Below are 17,533 nucleotides of genomic sequence, written 5' to 3'. Positions count from 1 at the left end.
CAAAAAACACCACAATTTGCGGCCTGCAGTTTTTTTTCATTTAGAATAGAAATGGGTAAATGATGTAGGATGATTTTCACTCCGTGTGGTCGCTTTCCACGGTCGGGCCGAACCGCTTTTCCCGTGGGACAGTAAAGCTACGGCAGCATATTCATCGCATGTAGAAAATATGCAGCATTATCGAGGAGTCGCCATCCTCCGTTCCAATCAACTTCAACTTTTTAATAAAATACTTTTCGAGGTGACGAACCATGATGGCAAGAAACCAAGCAAATGAACGTGAGTAATTAGAAATGCTGACAATCGGTCAATTAGTTCCTGAAGATCATTTAGTACACAAGCTAGATTCAGCGATTGATTTTTCGTTCATCTACCCTTAGTTGAAAACTTATATTCAGGGATCGGTCGTCCAAGTATCAACCTCGTAGTTTTGATTAAGATGATCATCATATAAGTTATAGAAAAAGTAAAGAAGTCACTGGCGGTAGCTACTGACGCAGCTTGTGCTGCAATATATTTTAAAAAATTTGCAAATTGGGCTTAGTAACCTGCTTGAAAGTGCTCAACTAGTTGATTGGAGCGGCAGGTGTTTGACTCCTGGGGGATTAGCGTTACAGGCGAGACCCCGCAGAAGCGTCAGCGCCGAGGAGGCTCGGCGAACGCCCCCCGGAAAGCAAACATCTGGAGCGGAAATCAACGTATTTTAATCGTAATTTCATCCCAAATTGACAAAAGACACCGAGAGGGAGTCCTCTCGATGCCTTTTGTCGACAATCTGAACACCGCAATTTGCGGTGTAAAATAAAAATTAACATTTTATTATATTATTTAACGATTCGAAAGGTATCGGTACTAGAAAATAAAATCGTCATTTTTTAAAACACTATATATTAAACTATTGTTTCAAACTAAGTCTTGCAACTGCCTCAACATGCATCGTATGAGGGAATAAATCAACTGGCTGTACAATTTCTAATGTATAGCCAAATTCAACAAGCTCCTTAATATCGGTAGCGAATGTGTCTGGATTACATGATACATAGACGATTCGCGCAGGTTTTGCGCGTCCTATTTTTCTCATTACTTTTCCACCGGCGCCTGATCTTGGTGGATCAAGTAATAAAATTTCAGGATTGCCAAAGCTTTCTAATACTTCATCAATTCCTTTTCGCGCATCTTTTGCTAAAAAGAAAGTATTTTCGATGCCATTATCCTTTGCATTACGTTTGGCAGATTCGATTGAAGTTTCAACAATCTCAATTCCAGCAAGCTTTCCTACTCTACTTGCGAATGGTAGCGAAAATGTACCAACACCGCAGAAGAGGTCAATCATTTTTTCCGTTTTCTTTGGTTGCCCCATTTCAATCGCTAAATCAACTAGTTTTTGAGCTTGGGTCGGATTTGTTTGGAAAAAGGTATCAAACCATAGTCGGAAACGGTAGCCATCCATTTCATCATAGATAAAATCTCTTCCTGCTAGGATATGAGTCTTTTCTGATTGAGTTCTATCTGCCCAATCCGTATTTTCAAGCCATAATAAGCTCTTAACCTGTGGGAATTTATTTCCGATGCGCTGAACCAAATCTTGAGCAGCCTTCTCAAGATGTGCTTCCGGACCTTCAGTAGCAAAAAGTGCAAGCATCATTTCTCCAGTTACAAATGACTGTCTTACCATCAAATGGCGTAACAAACCTTCATGAAGGTCTTTGTTATAACCTTTTAACTGATGGTCCTTCACCCATTCAGCCACTTCCATTGCAGCTTCAACCATTTCTTTACCCGCGATTAAACATGTTTCAAGTGAAATAATTTTACGGAAGTTCCCTTGTTCATGGAGACCAAGTGAACCATCTATTGCAAATGTGAACTCCATTTTATTACGATAATGCCATGGATTGTCCATGCCAATTGTATCTTGAACAAGATTCGGATCAAAACCTTGAGATTCTACAGCATGCTTCACATGTTTCGTCTTTTGCTTTAATTGTCCAGCATAATCCCAATGCTGCCACACACATCCCCCACATTTTTCAAAATGTGGACAATCCGGGCCGATTCTTTCAGGATGAGCATCAATAATTTCCTCAGCCATTGCTCTTCTACGTTTTCGGTCAGGCTGATCAACAGTCACACGTACTTTTTCCCCTGGTAAAGTTTGTGGAATAGTAAGTGTTAATTTTTTACGATTGCCAAGTTCATTTTCCCGACATACAACCGCTTGTCCTGAACCCTTTTCATCTAATTTATTTATTTCTACAATCATTGTTTCTTCTTTCGTAACAGTCAACAAATGCCACTCCTTCAAAAAGTAAAATCATTTCATTTAAAATTCTTTAATAATCACGACACACACTTTCCTAGTATATAGGATTCACGTTCAATTTGTAATCAAAACATACCTAGTAGATATTAACAACTTCAAGAAGAAAAAGCTAGTATTTTTAGACCAGGAGGACGGTACTTATGGATTATTATCACGAGTAAAATATCCCGAGAGTCCCTCTATAATAGATTCAAAATCTCATCAGGCTTATATACCTTATAGTCAGGCTTCATTTTTTCTACAACCTCAATAGAGTCGTATCCCCAGCCAACCCAAATCATTTTCACACCTGTTTGTTTACAAGCGATAATGTCCCTTTGTTCATCCCCGACATAAATGACTTCAGACGCTGCCAATCTATTATCCTTTAGAAAACGATTTATCAACTTATCTTTACCAAAGATGCTGCTCGAGCAGAGAACCTTTGTTATACCTGTTACATGATTATCCTTTAGAAAAGTACTAATATTTTCCTGTGAATTCGAAGAGATAATGGCAGATTTATATCCTTTTTCATCTAGTTTTTGGAGCATCTCTTTGATTCCATCAATTATTTTAATCTCATGAATAGAAGACTGATATAGTTTATAAAATTTCGGTATAACGAAAGGGATTTTATAAAGAGGGAAATTTAATCGTTTACTTCTTTCCTTCATTGATAGCTTTTTCATTGCTTCTAAATCAGTCATTTTTAATTCATTAAAATGATATTTTTTTGCAAGTATATTCCAACTAGATACAAATGCTTTTTTAGAATCAACAAGTGTCCCATCAAAATCAAAAATTACATATTTAATCATTACATCACCTCCATGCTCATTGGAAAAAAGATCTGCCCTCCGTACATGTATGCCGGAGGGCAGAAAAAGTGAATCAAGTTCCACAAAATGTACGAAATGGTTCATCCGAATCAGGTGGTAGTGATGCGTATTCAGCCTGTTCAGGAGTATGTCCATATGGATTAGAAAGAACATCAAGTAGTTGCTCCATCACACTGTAGTCCTCATCTTCAACTGCAGCATCTAATGCCTCTTCCACACGGTGATTACGTGGGATAATTGCTGGATTGCTATTTCGCATTAATTCATGAATTGATTCCATTGATTGCTGCTGCCTTTCTAATCTAGCCTGCCATTTCTCATGCCATTTTGTAAAATCTGGTTTGTTATATAAAACGGATTTTTCGATTGTGTTAAACGTTAAATGTATGAACGTGTTCGTATAATCTGCTTTATTTTTCAGCATTATTGCGAGAAGCTCTTTAACTAGTGCTTCGTCTTGATCTTCATCATTGAATAGCCCAAGCTTCGCTTTCATTCCCTTGAGATAATTTGTCTCATAGATCTTACCATATTCAGAAATCGCATTCTCGGCTATTTTGACAGCTTCCTCATGACTTTCATTTAGTAGTGGTAAAAGTGTTTCTGCAAATCGTGCAAGGTTCCACGCGCCAATATATGGCTGATTGCCATACGCATATCGACCTTGCCTGTCAATGGAACTAAAAACCGTTGCAGGATCGTATTGATTCATAAATGCACATGGTCCATAATCGATTGTTTCACCACTGACGGTCATGTTATCCGTGTTCATTACCCCATGTATAAAGCCAACAAGCTGCCATTTTGAAATTAATGAAGCTTGTTTTTTAATCACTTCTTGGAGCAGTGCTAAATAGCGTTCCTTATGATCCACTAAATGTGGATAATGTCTCTGTATGGCATAATCCGCAAGTGCCTGAAGGTCCTCCACCGTAGTTAGTCTTGCAGCATATTCAAAAGTACCCACTCGGAGATGGCTTGCAGCTACTCGTGTGAGAATGGCACCCGGTAAATATTCTTCACGAATAATTGCTTCGCCTGTTGTAACGACAGCGAGACTTCGAGTAGTTGGAATTCCTAGGCTATTCATCGCTTCACTAATGATATATTCTCGTAACATCGGTCCAAGTGCCGCACGGCCATCCCCACCCCTTGAATAGGGTGTTCTTCCTGATCCCTTCAACTGAATATCAAAGCGTTCACCCTGTGGAGTGATTTGTTCACCAAGAAGCAGTGCCCTTCCATCACCAAGCATTGTAAAATGTCCGAATTGATGCCCAGCATATGCCTGTGCAAGTGGTGAAGCATATGCAGGTATATCGTTGCCAGAGAGCTCAGCTACCCCGTTATCACTCTGTAATTCCTTTGAATCCAACCCTAATGATTTTGCCAAACAAGCATTTAAAATAACCAGTTTCGGTGACTTAACTGGGTTTGTATTCATGCTAGAAAAGAATGACTTCGGTAAATGGGTGTAACTATTGTCAAAGTTCCATCTAGCTTCATTTTTGTTTGCCATTTTATCACCTTTTTTTCTCGGCCTATTTTTTACAACAGCTATTCTGAATGATTCTCCTATAGAAAGCTTGCTCTGTCTGGCATATTTTATCCCGTTTTAACTGGCAGTAAAACCCCCACTGATTGAAGTTACACTTTATCCTTACTCATTTTATACATCAAATGAAATACTAATAATCTTCCAGTCTTCTCCCACATATTTAAATGTTAGACTTAAAAATGTTGGAGGAGTAACTGGCTCTCCATTTTCATCTGTTATGAACTCTCTCATATTCAGACTATATGTATCCGTTTCACGATCATATTCATATCCTTGAATAACCCAGTCATCTAATTGAGTACTAGCTTCATTGTTAAATAACTCCCATTCATAATCATGACCTTTTATGATGGCATATATGTTATTTTCTCTATTTTCAATTACGACATCTTCAGATACTAACTCACGTAATTTCTCTTCATCACCTGTAGTATGTGCCTGTACAAAATCTCTTGATAAATTACTAACAAATACAAAATTCTCCTTTTCCTTAGTCATATCTTCAAGTTGTTTATTTTGTTCCTCTAATTTCTTTGTTAATTCTTTTAATTTCTCTGCATTTTCATTTACTTGTTTAGTTAGTTTACTATTTTCTTCTTTAAGCTGACTCTCATTTCCTTCAGATGAATTAGCTGTTTGAGAACAAGCTGTAATGACCACCATTAAACAACATACAATTAATAACGATATTTTCTTTTTCATAAGAACCCCCACTTTTTATCTAATTGATTTATTTTATCCCGCATTAACTGGCAGTATATCCCTAACTTCAAAACGTAAAGAAAACCGATAAGATTATGTGAGGAATAACTGCCAGTAAAAGCCCGATTGGTTCAACTAACAATCAGTGGGGGATATGATAATCCCCACTGATTGAAGTTTCACTTTACTGCAATATGTATTTCAACATCGCCATTTGGATGATATTTTTCAAAATCGATTGTATAAGCACGGTTTAATTCACCGTGTTCTTCTAACTGCCATATATTACTCCACGCTTTAAAAATCCCTTGTTTATCAGTTGTATCGACTTTAAATACTGTGTAATTCTCTGTATCGGGTATTCCGAAACTTGCCTCTACATCTTCAATCGCAACTGCTAATGAGTAGTCTCCTTTATAGTTGCTTTCATAATCAAAATAAACACCAAATATACTATTTTGATAGTTTTGTAGGCTTCGTGTTGCGTCTTCCCATAATGCTTTAATTTTGTCCATTATTTCCTTGTCATTAAAATTATTCGTTCTAACACTGTTAATCAATTTCAATTTCATTCTTAATCAGTCCTTTCAGAACAAGTATTTATGAATCTAGCCAAAGCAAAAAAAGACTCCCTGCCCATAGGAAATATGCGAAATAAGAGACGATATACATGATGGATTCAAAGAAAGTCAGTTTTCTATCCCGCCTTATTTTTCTGAGTTGCCAATTGTAAAAAAATGTGCAAATAGCCATTACAATAATCATTGCCTCTTGAACAGATTCTAAGAAATGAATCAGAGTATTCAACCCCTTTAATGCATTTGACTACAAAAGGAACGTAAAATACTAAATCTTTCTCTCATTTAATATTACCATAACTAAGCTAATATTTATAAAAAAGTCTATATTTATTGAATTGAAGAATGAGCGACACGTTCTTGTTTTTTCGGAATACCATAATTCAAAAAGAGGACAGTGAACTGCAATGGATAACCTAAGTAATGAATTTGTAATTGATTCAGTTATTTCTTTATTAGAGGTATTAGTTGTTATTTCGATAGAAGAAGTCCCATACACGGGCATTGTTCTGGCAATCCTTTTAAAAACTGTTACTCATGATCGCCTTATTCGGATCTTATTGATCTTACTTGTTATTACGTTAGGAGAAATTAATATATAAAATCTTCCACTATCGAGTGGAAAGAAAAAACCATCTTTTCTATGTACTATTTTAAAGATGGTTTCCTACATATTGTTATTGTTTTTTTATAGGTGTTACCACTGCGAATATTCCTTCAGTCGGATCAGACATATTAGATTCGACAATCTTAAATTCTGTCCCCGCACCATTATTGCTAATTTTGATTGATGTTCCTTGATTATAAGTCATTGATAATCTTCCTTCCAAACTAAATTCTCACACAGAAGTTAATATATGTTCGGAAATGAAATATGTGCATTAAAAGACAAAAAAATATGTTAACGAAATGGTTGACTAATTATATACCCACTGTAAAAGAATAATTCTCGTAGAAAAAAAGGAATTTTACTTTTCGCTGTCTTATATACAGAACTTGGGGTCGGTGCTGGATAAGCGGTCATTCCAGTGTTCTCCGCCATTAACATCGCACGTTTCATATGCAATGGGTCACTTACAATTGTAAAAGTCTTTAAGTTATTTTTTGTCGCAATCTCAAACGCATATGTAAGGTTTTCCTCAGTAATTGTAGATTCAGTTTCAATTAAAATATCTTCGTGATTCACCTGATTATTAATGGCATAGTTTCTAGCAACCTCGGACTCTGCATACTTTTTACCTTCCCCCTTGCCACCGGTAAAGATTATCTTATCGACATACCCATTCTGATATAACCAAATTGAGTGATTAATCCTTTCACGTAATACCGGTGATGGTTGATCGTCCCATGTAGCAGCACCTAACACAACAGCTGCATCTGTTTTCACTAATTCCTCCTTTTCACTAAAAGCCCAAATACTAAAACCGGAATAAATGATAAATATAAGAAATACAACAAGTATTAAAAAAACAGCCCTCTTCCAATGTTTCTTCGCCATGAAAAATCACTCCCATTATGACCTTCATCATAATTTTATCATATAGCCACATTTTATTTTTTATTTCTGATAATACTTTAGTACGATATTAATTATGTCGTTCTGTCTATATGTCGTCCACACTGGGGAGCCTTTATTTTCATATGATATAGAGAATGAGAGTACTGGAAAAAACACTATTCTCATTCAATAAATGAAAATTGAGGTGAGAAGATGAAGGAAAGAAGTTACAATATCATTTTGTCGTCCGTACTGGTCATCCTAGCGAGTCTTGCCGTTTTCTTCTTTCTTAATGAAGATGAAAAAGTAAAATCTGCTTCATCAGACACAAATCATACAACCGAAACATCTACTAATTCTTCTAACCAAGCGAATGACGTAAATATCACGATAAATAATAATATCCAAAATAATATTCAAGGTGACGGTGATGTCACTGTCAATACAGCAATTACAAATAATATTTCTGATGCTTCGAAAGCAGCTATCGACAACTCAATTACTAATAGTGGTGATGGAAGCGGTACAGCTAAGGTTACTAATACAATTGAAAACCTATTGAAAGGAAATGCAACGGTTACGCTAAACAATATTATCGAAAATAGTTTCTTTGGAAGTGCTACTCAATTTGAAAATAACCTACAAAACAATTTTGGTGATCATGTTGAAGCAAATGTAAAAAATGAGGTTGGAAATAATCAAAGTGAAGGTAGCTCAAATGAAGATGCAGAAAATAACAAGGGTAATAATAATGACGGTAACAAAGAAGACAAATACGGAACAAAACCTGATGAGAACTTGCCAGAAGTAGTTTGGGGTATCGATTCTGCGAGTGAAACAACTGAAGAATTTTATGCTTGTGTAAAAGAAAACTTTGGTGATCCAGTCGTGTTTGGTCGCTATATTGGTGATATCGAAGGAGTTTCTAACGGGCTTACTGCCGAACAAGTGAAATTAATTCATTCAAAAGGCGACTATATACTCCCAATCTACAATCATTTTGATAACGCGACAGGATACGATAATGGTGTCAAACAAGCGAAAGAAGCTATTAAACTTGCAAAAGATTTAGGTATTCCAGAAGGTGTAGCAATATTCGCTGATATTGAACCAAATTATCCAGTAGATTCAAAGTTTATAACAGGTTGGTATGAAACAATCGAAACTTCACAATATGAATCTGGTATATACGGTGTATTTGATCCAGAACAAAAATTATATGATGCATATAATGCAGCAGCTAAAAGTAATGATGCCATCTCAGATAACAACTATATTTGGACTGCAGCTCCGAATAATGGTATTACGACTCAGGACAAAGCGCCAGAATTTAAACCACAAGCACCTGAAGGCTCAAAAGCATTTGGTTGGCAATACGGACTAGACGCTGACACATGTAACATCGACACAAACCTATTCAAAAAAGAAATCGTAAACGTTTTATGGGGATCTAAGTGATTCAGTGGGACGGTTCTCCTTGTCTGAAATACACCGTCCCGCTTTTTTTATTCCTCCTGCATAACTAGACTATTATATAAATCATCAATAATAGGAATCATTTCCGGTTCTGTATAGTAGTAATTGCCGTTAACTTGCGATGGGAGAAATTTAAACGTTTCTTCATCATCTACATAAAGAGCAACTGAATAACGCCAACCCTTTACATCTTCTTGATTTTCTTCTGGAATGAACTTAATATCCTTAATTTTGTCTAAAAAATCCTTAATTTGCTTTGAATCATTCAGTGTTTTTTTGCCACCTGTAGTCCCGTCAGCAATGACTACCTTGTTAACTTCTTCAAGATTACCCTCATAAAATTCAGATAAAGTCTTTGTTTCTAATGGCATCCACTTTTCAATACATCCAAACAATGCAAATATCATGACTATACAAAAAACTAAACCTACTCGTTTCTTCATCAGATCACTCCTTTCGTCCCATCACCACTATTGACCAAATAAATACTCTAAATCAATATTAAATCCTTTTAAAAATTTTGATGTTATTTTCCCAATCTCTGTTTTCAAATCATGCTGTTCATACATTTCCTCTTCATTTAAAGAATAGACAGATACCGAATTTAGCATTGGATTAATAATCCAATATTCTTTAACACCATAATTCATATATAGATTTAATTTTGTAACTAAATCATGTGTTTGATTGGAAGGACTAAGTATTTCAACGATTAAACCAGGAACACCGACATAACGCCTGTCAGTAAAACCCTCCTTATCACAAATTACACTAAGGTCTGGAATAACAATTTTTGTCCCATTTATTACTTCACTTATTAATTCAATATCCAATGGAGCATGAAATACTTCACATTCTTTCCCGCTAAGAAAATTACTAAAACTTATAAATAATTTTCCAGATATCCGTTGATGTTTCGGTGATGGAGAAGGCGACATATACACTGTCCCATCAACAAACTCTACTAATTCTTCCGTGCTTTCGCGAATTTTAAAAAACTCATCTACTGAAATATTATTGGTATGATTTAGATTCATAACGCTCACTCCCTTAAGCGAAATAGTTTATTAATTTCATCTAAATTGATTGAAGTTATAGAGTAAGTTCATTAACATTGTTTATTCCTTAGGCAGCCATCGATAATATAAGATATCCCCATTTTCTGTTTCAGCTAAAATTATGATTGATACTATTCCTTCTTTCGTGCCAACTGTATTATACAAAATAGTACCTTTAGGTAATTTAGTAGCTGAAAAATTCCATAATAGAAATGGTAATTTTGAATTTCTTTTGATTTCCCCAATCTTCTCGCCTTTCTGATACATATGTATTTCTTCTTCAAGCCAATCTGCATCGGAAATATTCGAATAATTGCGTCCATCATATTTGATAATATCTTTTACATTATCCTTTTTCAGTAAACAACTACTAATAACAACACCTAAAAACAAAAAACAAATTGAAAGAAAAACGATCATCTTTCTCCTCATTCATAAACCCCCATTTTTCAGACCAAGGTTCAATCATTGTTTTTCGCATTGATAACTCCTTACTATCACCATAATGTATAGTAATCACTAATTTCAGTATGTAAATTCAAACGTTTCTTTTAATAAGTATAAATTCAAAACTTCCAATATTCTTTTCACATGCACCGATATTAAGCGATTCAGAACCATCATTATTTGGCTATTAAAAACATCGATTACATGTTGAGGGATAATTCCACGTTTTTTCAAAAATGCAGTATCAAGCTTTTTTACTTATCTTGAATATCTAGACTTTTATAAAAATCATCAATAATAGGAATCATTTCCGGTTCCGTATAGTAGTAATTGTCGTTAACTTTCGATGGGAGAAATTTAAACGTTTCTTCATCATCAACATAAAGAGCAACTGAATAAAGCCAACCAACTCTACCTTCTTGATTTTCTTCTGGAATAAACTTAATATCCTTTATTTTGACTAGGATGTCCTTTATTTTAGCTGAATCATTTACGATTTTTTTATCCCCACTCCCATGCATGATGACAATCTTATTGACATCATCAAGATTTTTTTCATAAAATTCCGTCAAGGTCTTCGTTTCTATTGACTGTGACTTTTCAATACAACCTACCAATACAAATGACATCACGATGAAAATAACAAAACCTACTCGTCTATTCATCAGACCTCTCCTTTCGAATTAACAATTATCAATTCGATCTAAAACATACTATTCTTATCAAAATGTATAATAACCACTATATTCAGTATGCAAATTCAGACGTTTCTTTTAATAAGTTCCCATTTTCATCATAAAAAGAAAACAACCAATTCTCTGCCTGTTCAACATTATTAACAACTGGAATTAAGAACATTTGCTTCACAACCATCGACATCGCAGCTATACTTTCAGATTGTATATCATAACTAGCTCTTACTTCCTTTACATTTTGAGGAGTATTAATAATCCCATATAAATATTTATTATCCGTTTTTGGGTGTGTGAAAAAATAATTTGTAAGAAATCCTCTAAGGTTGGTGGTTGATAAACCAATTGATAATTCGTTGTTTGAGATATATTCGTAACTTCCTATATTCTTCTCATATGCGCCAATATTAAGAGATTCAGAACCATCATTACTCAGAAATTTGTACACGACAACGCCATTATTTTGGCTATTAAAAACATCGATTACATTACCAGGCCCAATATTTTGACTTATTGCCTTTTCCAAAGTTGGATTATAATTAATAGTTATTAAAATTACGAAGAAGACGACAAAGGCTATTTGCATTAGTCTTTTTTTTGACATGTTTCACCTACTTATCATATTTTGACTAATATAACTTAATAGTTGACTCTCCCCTATTCTTCACTTCCTTCCCTACTTTCCTCAATAATAAAAGAAACAAGATTTCCATTATTAACGAGATTGGAATTGTGATTATAGCGTATCCGTACATCCAATCACTCGTTGTGTTCATTAGGAAAGATTGTGAAAATGTAATAATGAGCATGACTATAATATAGACTTTGAAAGTGATCGCACTTCTACTTATAAGTGCTAAGTCACCAAGTTTGGTAGCGACTTTCATAATAACTTGAAATAAATAGAATACGAGAATTAGATTCAAAATGTCTATTGCTGTTGCGTAACTGCTCCATAACCAATTTTGATTTAATTCCGGAGCGTTTTGTTGAATGAATACAGTTGGTATCGAAATAAATATCATCAAAATTGCTAAGTTTTTAGCTTTAGTAGATAATGGGAATTCTCTTGATAATTTCACCACTCCTGAGCAAATCAAGTAATATCCCAACGGATCAGGTAGGATGTCGACCACTAAATAGTGTATTTCTAAAAGGATTAAGAGATAACCCCAAAATAGACGTTTAAATCCTTGGTTCAATTATTCTCTCCTCCTTTACTTGCGATAATTTCTTTAATTTTCTCCTCGTTTAAGTAAGGATGATCAATAATTGGTACTTCGATTAAAAAAGGTTCATCCTCTTTTGAAGTTCCGATAATTTTAAAAGTAAAATAGAAATAACTACTCCTGGTCTGATCGGTGTACATCAATAAGCGAACCCAATCATCTTTCTCCAACTCTAATGGAAGGATATTATCACTTATCGATATTCCTGGTGCGTCATCCCGATTTTTATTTAGATCGTCTTGATACCATTTTGGAATATCAGGATTGTCCATAAGTTGTTCAAGTTTCTTCAACTTTTCATGGTCAAGGTCAATTTTAACAAATAGTTCTTGAGATAAGTCTTCAGGAAATGGGAACAAAATATCATTAATTGTAATCGGTTCTGTGGCGACAAATGATTGTTCACTCACGCCTTGATTACTGCTACTTCCAATTCGAGATTCTAACACTCCTGGGATATTTCTTCGTTTTGAAATAGCAACCTTGCCAATATCGGCGTGAATGGTTTTACCATCAGAAAAGAACACATCCATTTCACCGAAAGTCCAAACTTCATCTCGACTATTTTCCAATGGAATTGAATCACTTGGAATAGAAACAGTAATCGATTTTAAATACTGGTGTGAAAACTCTTGTTCAAACTGAGGAGTGTTCGTGTCGACCCACACGAAAGAAAAATCATCAGAAATGGGATAGGCGTCAACACCATTAATATCCACGTAATTCACGCTTGATGTGTCTTTCTTGTTCGTCAAATAATAAAAAGTTATGTCTACTTTCTCTTCATTCAAATGCATTTCGTAATAGTGATCAAGAAAAATAGGCTGTTCTATCTGCTTGGATTCATAATAGATGAAATTTCCGCCCCAACCTATTAGAACAATTAAAATACCTGCCCAAAATATTTTCACATTCAAAAGATAGCCCCCAAATTTTCATTTACTTTATTTTACCATTTATAATATTTCGAAAATAGACTTTCCTTCCAAATAGGGACACATCTCTTTTATATTATAAAAATTACTTGGTATGTAATCCAACCTTTGATAAAATTTGAATAGTTGATAGAGGGTTAACCATGTCAAATGAAGATATTGTCTTGAAAGTTGGTACACATAATATGGTGTAACATCTCACAGTCCAAATAAGGAGAAAAAGGGGATAGTCCCCATTCAAAAAAGGAGAAACAAAATTGAGTCAAAAAGAAATTGAAGAGCAAATCATTAAAAAATACCAAAGGGACGAGCAGATGATGATTCTTGTCTTCGCCCAATGGTGTGTCAATCATGATCTTGACCCTGAGGAAGTCTACAAACGAGCGTATCCATTTCAAGCAGATAACCATGCACTTAAACAAGCGATAGAATTAACTGTTCCAAAAAGTGAATCTGGAGATATTTCAGATGATACCCTACTAGGCGTTTTGTCGCTTTTCGGTAATGAAGATTTAGCTTTTGTGGTTTCAGAGGAAATTAGCAACAGAGAAAAGAAAAAATAGTAGCATAAGGTGGCAAAGAAAATACACCATAATAGCCCAGGTATCTTTCCCACCACACGCTACTATCTACCAATCTATTAAATAAGTCAATCGCTAATTGAGTAATAACATCTGATCATTCAACCCTACCTTTCCAATAGTCCTCCGTCATCCTATAGCGCCTGCAACATCATACATACTAAGGTCAATTTCAGTTTCCAATCCCAAAGCAAGCTTTGCTAGTTCTGAGCCCATATATGGACCAACTGTTAACCCAGATGCACCTAAGCCATTTGCAAGTAATAATCCATCATAACCAGGTAGTCGTCCAATTACTGGTAGGAAGCCAGGTGTGAATGGCCGAAATCCTACTCTTGTTTCCGTAATTGTGGCGTTCGCTAAGCCCGGTGCGATCGTTAAAGCTTTATCAAAAATTTCATGTAAGCCTCCAGCTGTTATTCGGGTATCTAAGCCAACATCATTCTCATGAGTCGCTCCAATGACCACTCGACCGTCTTCAAAAGCCAATATATATTGATCATTTGGTGGCATAATAACTGGCCAATTACAAGTATCAGTGTCAGCTATATGCAGATGAACGATTTGAGCTTTTTGTGATGTTACCAGGGAATTTACACCAAGCGGCTGTAATAATTCATTAGCCCATACGCCTGCAGCAACAATCACTTGATCTACTTCTATTAACTGACCATCTACTTCAATACCTGAAACGACTTTTTCTTGAAAAACTAATGAAGCATTTCCACTAATAAAAGATGCCCCATGTTTTTTAGCAGCATTAATCATTGCGTTTCTTAATGCTCTTCCATTTACACGTGCTGCACCACTTATATGAACTGATGCAAATTCTTCTGATACATATGGAAATAATTCGCGTGTTTCAGAGGGAGTCAGTCGCGTTATGTTTCCAATCTCTGGTGCGTCTTCACGCCGTAAAAGAGCACGTTCCTCAATTTTATCTAATTTACTATCATCTGAATGAAGACTTATCGCACCTACCTTTTTATAACCTATATCTGTTTCTCCGTCAGCCTCCAATTGTTCCACCAAAGAAGCATAATATTTCGCCCCACCTTTTGCGAGCGCATACCAAGCCTTGTTGCGACGCTGAGAAAGCCAAGGGCAGACAATCCCTGCAGCTGCATCGGTTGCCTGCCCATTATCATTGCGATCTACTAACATAACCTTCGCCCCTGATTTTGCCAAATGATAAGCTGTTGAGGCACCTAGTATCCCTGCACCTATAACAATACATGATTTCAAAATCTACACCTGCTTCCTAAAAACAAATCATTTCCACCAGTTATCAAATAATGATGCAGGGATATGCCGTTTGTGCTTTGATTTTATATAGCGTTCTTCAATTTTACTAGCAATCTCACCTGAAACTGTTTTACCTTCTAAATAGTCGTCAATTGCCTCATACGTAATCCCTAATTCAGTCTCATCTGTTTGTAATGGCTTGTTATCAAGTAAATCCGCTGTTGGTGCTTTTAAATATAAGCGTTCAGTCGCCCCTAATTCAATGAGAAGAGCACGACCTTGTCGTTTCGTTAATCCAGTCAAAGGTGTGAGGTCTGCTCCTCCATCACCATATTTTGTGAAAAATCCAGTCACAGCTTCTGCAGCATGATCCGTTCCTATCACAAGCAGATTGTTCATACCACCAACCGCATATTGCGCAATCATCCGGACACGAGCCTTAACATTTCCTTTATTAAAATCACTTAAATTCTGTTTCATATTTGTACTATAGTCATTCTCAAATGCATCGACAGTGTGAGCAACATCAAAAACAACCGTTTCATCTGGCTGAATAAAGCTTAAAGCTAACATTGCATCATCATCATCAGCTTGAACTTTATAAGGTAAGCGGACTGCAATGAACTTCGCTTCCTTCCCTTCATTTCGTAATTCCTCGACTGCAAGCTGTGCGAGCCTTCCTGCCAATGTTGAATCCTGACCGCCACTAATCCCCAAAACAAAGCCTTTAGCACCCGTTTTAAGTAGGTATTCCTTCAAGAATTTAACACGATTTTGAATCTCTTCTTTCGGATCGATAACAGCCTTTACCTGTAAATCCTTCATGATTTCATGTTGAATGCTCATGCTATAACCTCCATTTTATTGCTTTTTTACTCCAGCGATTTTTTCGTCAATTTTTCTTCTTACCTCTTCAATTTTTTGCATTTTATTATCCCAACAAGCCTGACTTAAATCTACTGGGTATTCCTCAGGTCTTGTTACACGCTTATATTCATCCCATAGAACTTCTAAATTCCTTGTTAAGAAGTCGCGAATTTCTTGAAGAGATGGAGTCTCATATACTTTTTCACCATTTTTAAAAATAGTATGAAGCAATTCAATTGCCTCAAAGTCTGTAACAAATTTACTGATAAAGGTATGAACAGGATGGAACATTTTCAATCGTTTTTCATCCCCTGGATCTTCATGCTCGAGGGCAATATAGTCTCCTTCAGACTTTTGATTTGAGTTATTGATGATTCGGTAGACCCTTTTCATACCTGGAGTAGAAACCTTCTCTGGATTTCCGCTAATCTTAATTGTATCGATCATTTTGCCGTTTTCATCTTCAATTGAGACAAGCTTGTAGACAGCTCCAAGTGCTGGTTGATCATAAGCAGTTATCAGCTTTGTTCCAACTCCCCAGCTATCTATTTTCGCACCTTGAGATTTTAGATTAATAATTGTGTTTTCATCCAAATCATTTGATGCGATAATTCTAGTCTTTGTGAAACCAGCTTTATCTAGCATCTTCCTTGCTTCCTTTGACAAATAAGCAAGGTCTCCACTGTCGAGACGGATTCCTATTAAATTTATATTTTCTTCCTTCGCAACACGAATCGCATTGGGTACACCAGATTTTAGCGTATCATACGTATCAACTAAAAACACACAATCCTTATGAATTGCTGCATATTTTTTGAAAGCCGTATACTCATCGCGATATGCTTGAACCATTGAATGGGCATGTGTACCTGATATAGGTATACCGAATAATTTTCCGGCTCTGACATTTGACGTTGCATCAAAACCACCAATATATGCTGCCCTCGTTCCCCAAATAGCTGCGTCCATCTCTTGGGCACGCCTTGTTCCAAACTCCATTGCAATTTCATTCCCAACTACCTGTTTGATCCTTGAAGCCTTTGTAGCAATTAATGTTTGGAAATTGATAATATTTAAGATTGGCGTTTCAATTAATTGAACCTCAATAAGCGGTGCCTCAATTTGCATAATCGGCTCATTAGCAAAAACTAATTCTCCTTCCCTCATTGAGCGAACAGTACCTGTGAAACGTAATTCTGATAAAAATTCCAAATACTCTTCATTAAAACCCTCTGAACGTAAATATTCAATATCTGTCGCACTAAATTTGAAATTTTCGAGGAACTCAATCACTCTTTCCAATCCTGCAAATACGGCATAACCATTACCAAAAGGAAGCTTCCGAAAATTCACTTCAAAGACAGCCTTTCGATTATGAACACCATCATTCCAATAGGTTTCACCCATATTTATTTGATAGAGATCCGTATGCAAAGCGAGACTATCGTCATTTTTAATCATTTCCATCATGAATACCTCCAATAAGGTGTTGCATTTCTATTATTGTTTCAATAAGAAGGGAA

20 protein-coding genes and 1 pseudogene are annotated in these 17,533 nt (G+C 35.7%); 4 read left to right on the top strand and 17 right to left on the bottom strand.

Annotated elements, in window-relative coordinates:
• Positions 1 to 293: 293 nt before the first annotated feature.
• Positions 294 to 451, top strand: a pseudogene (locus MJG50_RS15385) (transposase); the annotation flags it as partial.
• A gap of 444 nt (positions 452 to 895) precedes the next feature.
• Here the strand turns inward: MJG50_RS15385 and rlmD are convergent.
• The 5 genes from rlmD to MJG50_RS15360 all read right to left on the bottom strand — a co-directional run bounded on the left by rlmD (position 896) and on the right by MJG50_RS15360 (position 5,976).
• On the bottom strand, positions 896 to 2,263 hold the full coding sequence (gene rlmD / locus MJG50_RS15380; RefSeq protein ID WP_431307297.1) for a 23S rRNA (uracil(1939)-C(5))-methyltransferase RlmD: 1,368 nt from the start codon (positions 2,261 to 2,263) through the stop codon (positions 896 to 898).
• A 239-nt stretch (positions 2,264 to 2,502) separates the two neighbouring features.
• The gene (locus MJG50_RS15375) at positions 2,503 to 3,123 is read right to left on the bottom strand and encodes an HAD hydrolase-like protein (RefSeq protein WP_240256638.1); all 621 of its coding nucleotides are present in this window, start codon (positions 3,121 to 3,123) and stop codon (positions 2,503 to 2,505) included.
• A 73-nt stretch (positions 3,124 to 3,196) separates the two neighbouring features.
• Positions 3,197 to 4,663 carry a protein adenylyltransferase SelO gene (locus MJG50_RS15370; RefSeq protein WP_240256637.1) on the bottom strand — a complete coding sequence of 489 codons (1,467 nt, stop codon included), beginning with the start codon at positions 4,661 to 4,663 and terminating at the stop codon, positions 3,197 to 3,199.
• 150 nt (positions 4,664 to 4,813) lie between these two features.
• On the bottom strand, positions 4,814 to 5,404 hold the full coding sequence (locus MJG50_RS15365) for a hypothetical protein (protein WP_240256636.1): 591 nt from the start codon (positions 5,402 to 5,404) through the stop codon (positions 4,814 to 4,816).
• 179 nt (positions 5,405 to 5,583) lie between these two features.
• Positions 5,584 to 5,976 carry a GyrI-like domain-containing protein gene (locus tag MJG50_RS15360; protein WP_240256635.1) on the bottom strand — a complete coding sequence of 131 codons (393 nt, stop codon included), beginning with the start codon at positions 5,974 to 5,976 and terminating at the stop codon, positions 5,584 to 5,586.
• Between the two features lie 413 nt (positions 5,977 to 6,389).
• Between MJG50_RS15360 and MJG50_RS15355 the strand changes: the two genes are divergently transcribed.
• Positions 6,390 to 6,584: a hypothetical protein gene (locus MJG50_RS15355; protein WP_240256634.1), complete on the top strand. Its 195-nt coding sequence runs from the start codon at positions 6,390 to 6,392 to the stop codon at positions 6,582 to 6,584.
• 75 nt (positions 6,585 to 6,659) lie between these two features.
• Here the strand turns inward: MJG50_RS15355 and MJG50_RS22205 are convergent, their stop codons facing one another.
• Positions 6,660 to 6,794: a hypothetical protein gene (locus tag MJG50_RS22205; RefSeq protein WP_275695634.1), complete on the bottom strand. Its 135-nt coding sequence runs from the start codon at positions 6,792 to 6,794 to the stop codon at positions 6,660 to 6,662.
• Positions 6,795 to 6,883: 89 nt separating this feature from the next.
• Positions 6,884 to 7,480 carry a YdcF family protein gene (locus MJG50_RS15350; protein WP_240256633.1) on the bottom strand — a complete coding sequence of 199 codons (597 nt, stop codon included), beginning with the start codon at positions 7,478 to 7,480 and terminating at the stop codon, positions 6,884 to 6,886.
• 213 nt (positions 7,481 to 7,693) lie between these two features.
• Here MJG50_RS15350 and MJG50_RS15345 point away from each other — a divergent pair, with 213 nt between their 5' ends.
• Entirely contained in the window at positions 7,694 to 8,938 is a 1,245-nt protein-coding gene (locus tag MJG50_RS15345; RefSeq protein WP_240256632.1) for a glycoside hydrolase domain-containing protein, read from the top strand.
• Between the two features lie 47 nt (positions 8,939 to 8,985).
• On the opposite strand, the gene MJG50_RS15340 is transcribed toward MJG50_RS15345, so the two are convergent.
• The 7 genes from MJG50_RS15340 to MJG50_RS15310 all read right to left on the bottom strand — a co-directional run bounded on the left by MJG50_RS15340 (position 8,986) and on the right by MJG50_RS15310 (position 13,299).
• Positions 8,986 to 9,399 (bottom strand): hypothetical protein, encoded by a 414-nt coding sequence (locus MJG50_RS15340; protein WP_240256631.1) that lies wholly within the window; start codon positions 9,397 to 9,399, stop codon positions 8,986 to 8,988.
• 27 nt (positions 9,400 to 9,426) lie between these two features.
• Positions 9,427 to 9,993: a Uma2 family endonuclease gene (locus MJG50_RS15335; protein ID WP_240256630.1), complete on the bottom strand. Its 567-nt coding sequence runs from the start codon at positions 9,991 to 9,993 to the stop codon at positions 9,427 to 9,429.
• A gap of 81 nt (positions 9,994 to 10,074) precedes the next feature.
• Positions 10,075 to 10,446, bottom strand: coding sequence for a hypothetical protein (locus MJG50_RS15330; RefSeq protein ID WP_240256629.1), 372 nt, complete (start codon positions 10,444 to 10,446; stop codon positions 10,075 to 10,077).
• 269 nt (positions 10,447 to 10,715) lie between these two features.
• Positions 10,716 to 11,126, bottom strand: a complete 411-nt coding sequence (locus MJG50_RS15325) for a hypothetical protein (RefSeq protein ID WP_240256628.1) — start codon at positions 11,124 to 11,126, stop codon at positions 10,716 to 10,718.
• A gap of 82 nt (positions 11,127 to 11,208) precedes the next feature.
• The gene (locus MJG50_RS15320; protein WP_240256627.1) at positions 11,209 to 11,757 is read right to left on the bottom strand and encodes a hypothetical protein; all 549 of its coding nucleotides are present in this window, start codon (positions 11,755 to 11,757) and stop codon (positions 11,209 to 11,211) included.
• 25 nt (positions 11,758 to 11,782) lie between these two features.
• Positions 11,783 to 12,355: a hypothetical protein gene (locus MJG50_RS15315; RefSeq protein ID WP_240256626.1), complete on the bottom strand. Its 573-nt coding sequence runs from the start codon at positions 12,353 to 12,355 to the stop codon at positions 11,783 to 11,785.
• The gene (locus MJG50_RS15310; RefSeq protein ID WP_240256625.1) at positions 12,352 to 13,299 is read right to left on the bottom strand and encodes a hypothetical protein; all 948 of its coding nucleotides are present in this window, start codon (positions 13,297 to 13,299) and stop codon (positions 12,352 to 12,354) included. Before MJG50_RS15310 ends, MJG50_RS15315 begins: the two co-directional genes overlap by 4 nt.
• A gap of 275 nt (positions 13,300 to 13,574) precedes the next feature.
• Between MJG50_RS15310 and yxiS the strand changes: the two genes are divergently transcribed.
• A complete protein-coding gene (gene yxiS, locus MJG50_RS15305) occupies positions 13,575 to 13,880 on the top strand; it encodes a protein YxiS (protein WP_240256624.1) in 306 nt (101 codons plus the stop codon).
• Between the two features lie 147 nt (positions 13,881 to 14,027).
• Here yxiS and MJG50_RS15300 read toward each other — a convergent pair whose 3' ends face one another.
• Genes MJG50_RS15300 through MJG50_RS15290 form a run of 3 tightly spaced genes read right to left on the bottom strand, consistent with a single transcriptional unit; the run spans position 14,028 to position 17,477 of the window.
• Positions 14,028 to 15,143: an NAD(P)/FAD-dependent oxidoreductase gene (locus tag MJG50_RS15300; protein WP_240256623.1), complete on the bottom strand. Its 1,116-nt coding sequence runs from the start codon at positions 15,141 to 15,143 to the stop codon at positions 14,028 to 14,030.
• Between the two features lie 27 nt (positions 15,144 to 15,170).
• On the bottom strand, positions 15,171 to 15,989 hold the full coding sequence (nadE, locus tag MJG50_RS15295) for an NAD(+) synthase (protein WP_240256622.1): 819 nt from the start codon (positions 15,987 to 15,989) through the stop codon (positions 15,171 to 15,173).
• A gap of 15 nt (positions 15,990 to 16,004) precedes the next feature.
• Positions 16,005 to 17,477, bottom strand: a complete 1,473-nt coding sequence (locus tag MJG50_RS15290; protein ID WP_240256621.1) for a nicotinate phosphoribosyltransferase — start codon at positions 17,475 to 17,477, stop codon at positions 16,005 to 16,007.
• Positions 17,478 to 17,533: the final 56 nt, after the last annotated feature.

Origin of the sequence: Fredinandcohnia quinoae, assembly GCF_022427965.1 — a bacterium.
GTDB lineage: Bacteria > Bacillota > Bacilli > Bacillales > Bacillaceae_L > Ferdinandcohnia > Ferdinandcohnia quinoae.
Note: the sequence above shows the minus strand (reverse complement) of the source record. Positions and strands in the feature narration are given on the sequence as shown.

What these genes read in the sequence shown, in the direction of transcription:
- nadE (WP_240256622.1), bottom strand. Translation starts at nt 15,989, where the DNA reads ATGAGCATTCAACATGAAATCATGAAGGATTTACAGGTAAAGGCTGTT.
- MJG50_RS15325 (WP_240256628.1), bottom strand. Translation starts at nt 11,126, where the DNA reads ATGAATAGACGAGTAGGTTTTGTTATTTTCATCGTGATGTCATTTGTA.
- MJG50_RS15345 (WP_240256632.1), top strand. Translation starts at nt 7,694, where the DNA reads ATGAAGGAAAGAAGTTACAATATCATTTTGTCGTCCGTACTGGTCATC.
- MJG50_RS15340 (WP_240256631.1), bottom strand. Translation starts at nt 9,399, where the DNA reads ATGAAGAAACGAGTAGGTTTAGTTTTTTGTATAGTCATGATATTTGCA.
- MJG50_RS15335 (WP_240256630.1), bottom strand. Translation starts at nt 9,993, where the DNA reads ATGAATCTAAATCATACCAATAATATTTCAGTAGATGAGTTTTTTAAA.
- rlmD (WP_431307297.1), bottom strand. Translation starts at nt 2,263, where the DNA reads ATGATTGTAGAAATAAATAAATTAGATGAAAAGGGTTCAGGACAAGCG.
- MJG50_RS15330 (WP_240256629.1), bottom strand. Translation starts at nt 10,446, where the DNA reads ATGAGGAGAAAGATGATCGTTTTTCTTTCAATTTGTTTTTTGTTTTTA.
- MJG50_RS15355 (WP_240256634.1), top strand. Translation starts at nt 6,390, where the DNA reads ATGGATAACCTAAGTAATGAATTTGTAATTGATTCAGTTATTTCTTTA.
- MJG50_RS15370 (WP_240256637.1), bottom strand. Translation starts at nt 4,663, where the DNA reads ATGGCAAACAAAAATGAAGCTAGATGGAACTTTGACAATAGTTACACC.
- MJG50_RS15375 (WP_240256638.1), bottom strand. Translation starts at nt 3,123, where the DNA reads ATGATTAAATATGTAATTTTTGATTTTGATGGGACACTTGTTGATTCT.
- MJG50_RS15350 (WP_240256633.1), bottom strand. Translation starts at nt 7,480, where the DNA reads ATGGCGAAGAAACATTGGAAGAGGGCTGTTTTTTTAATACTTGTTGTA.
- MJG50_RS15290 (WP_240256621.1), bottom strand. Translation starts at nt 17,477, where the DNA reads ATGGAAATGATTAAAAATGACGATAGTCTCGCTTTGCATACGGATCTC.
- MJG50_RS22205 (WP_275695634.1), bottom strand. Translation starts at nt 6,794, where the DNA reads ATGACTTATAATCAAGGAACATCAATCAAAATTAGCAATAATGGTGCG.
- MJG50_RS15365 (WP_240256636.1), bottom strand. Translation starts at nt 5,404, where the DNA reads ATGAAAAAGAAAATATCGTTATTAATTGTATGTTGTTTAATGGTGGTC.
- MJG50_RS15320 (WP_240256627.1), bottom strand. Translation starts at nt 11,757, where the DNA reads ATGTCAAAAAAAAGACTAATGCAAATAGCCTTTGTCGTCTTCTTCGTA.
- MJG50_RS15360 (WP_240256635.1), bottom strand. Translation starts at nt 5,976, where the DNA reads ATGAAATTGAAATTGATTAACAGTGTTAGAACGAATAATTTTAATGAC.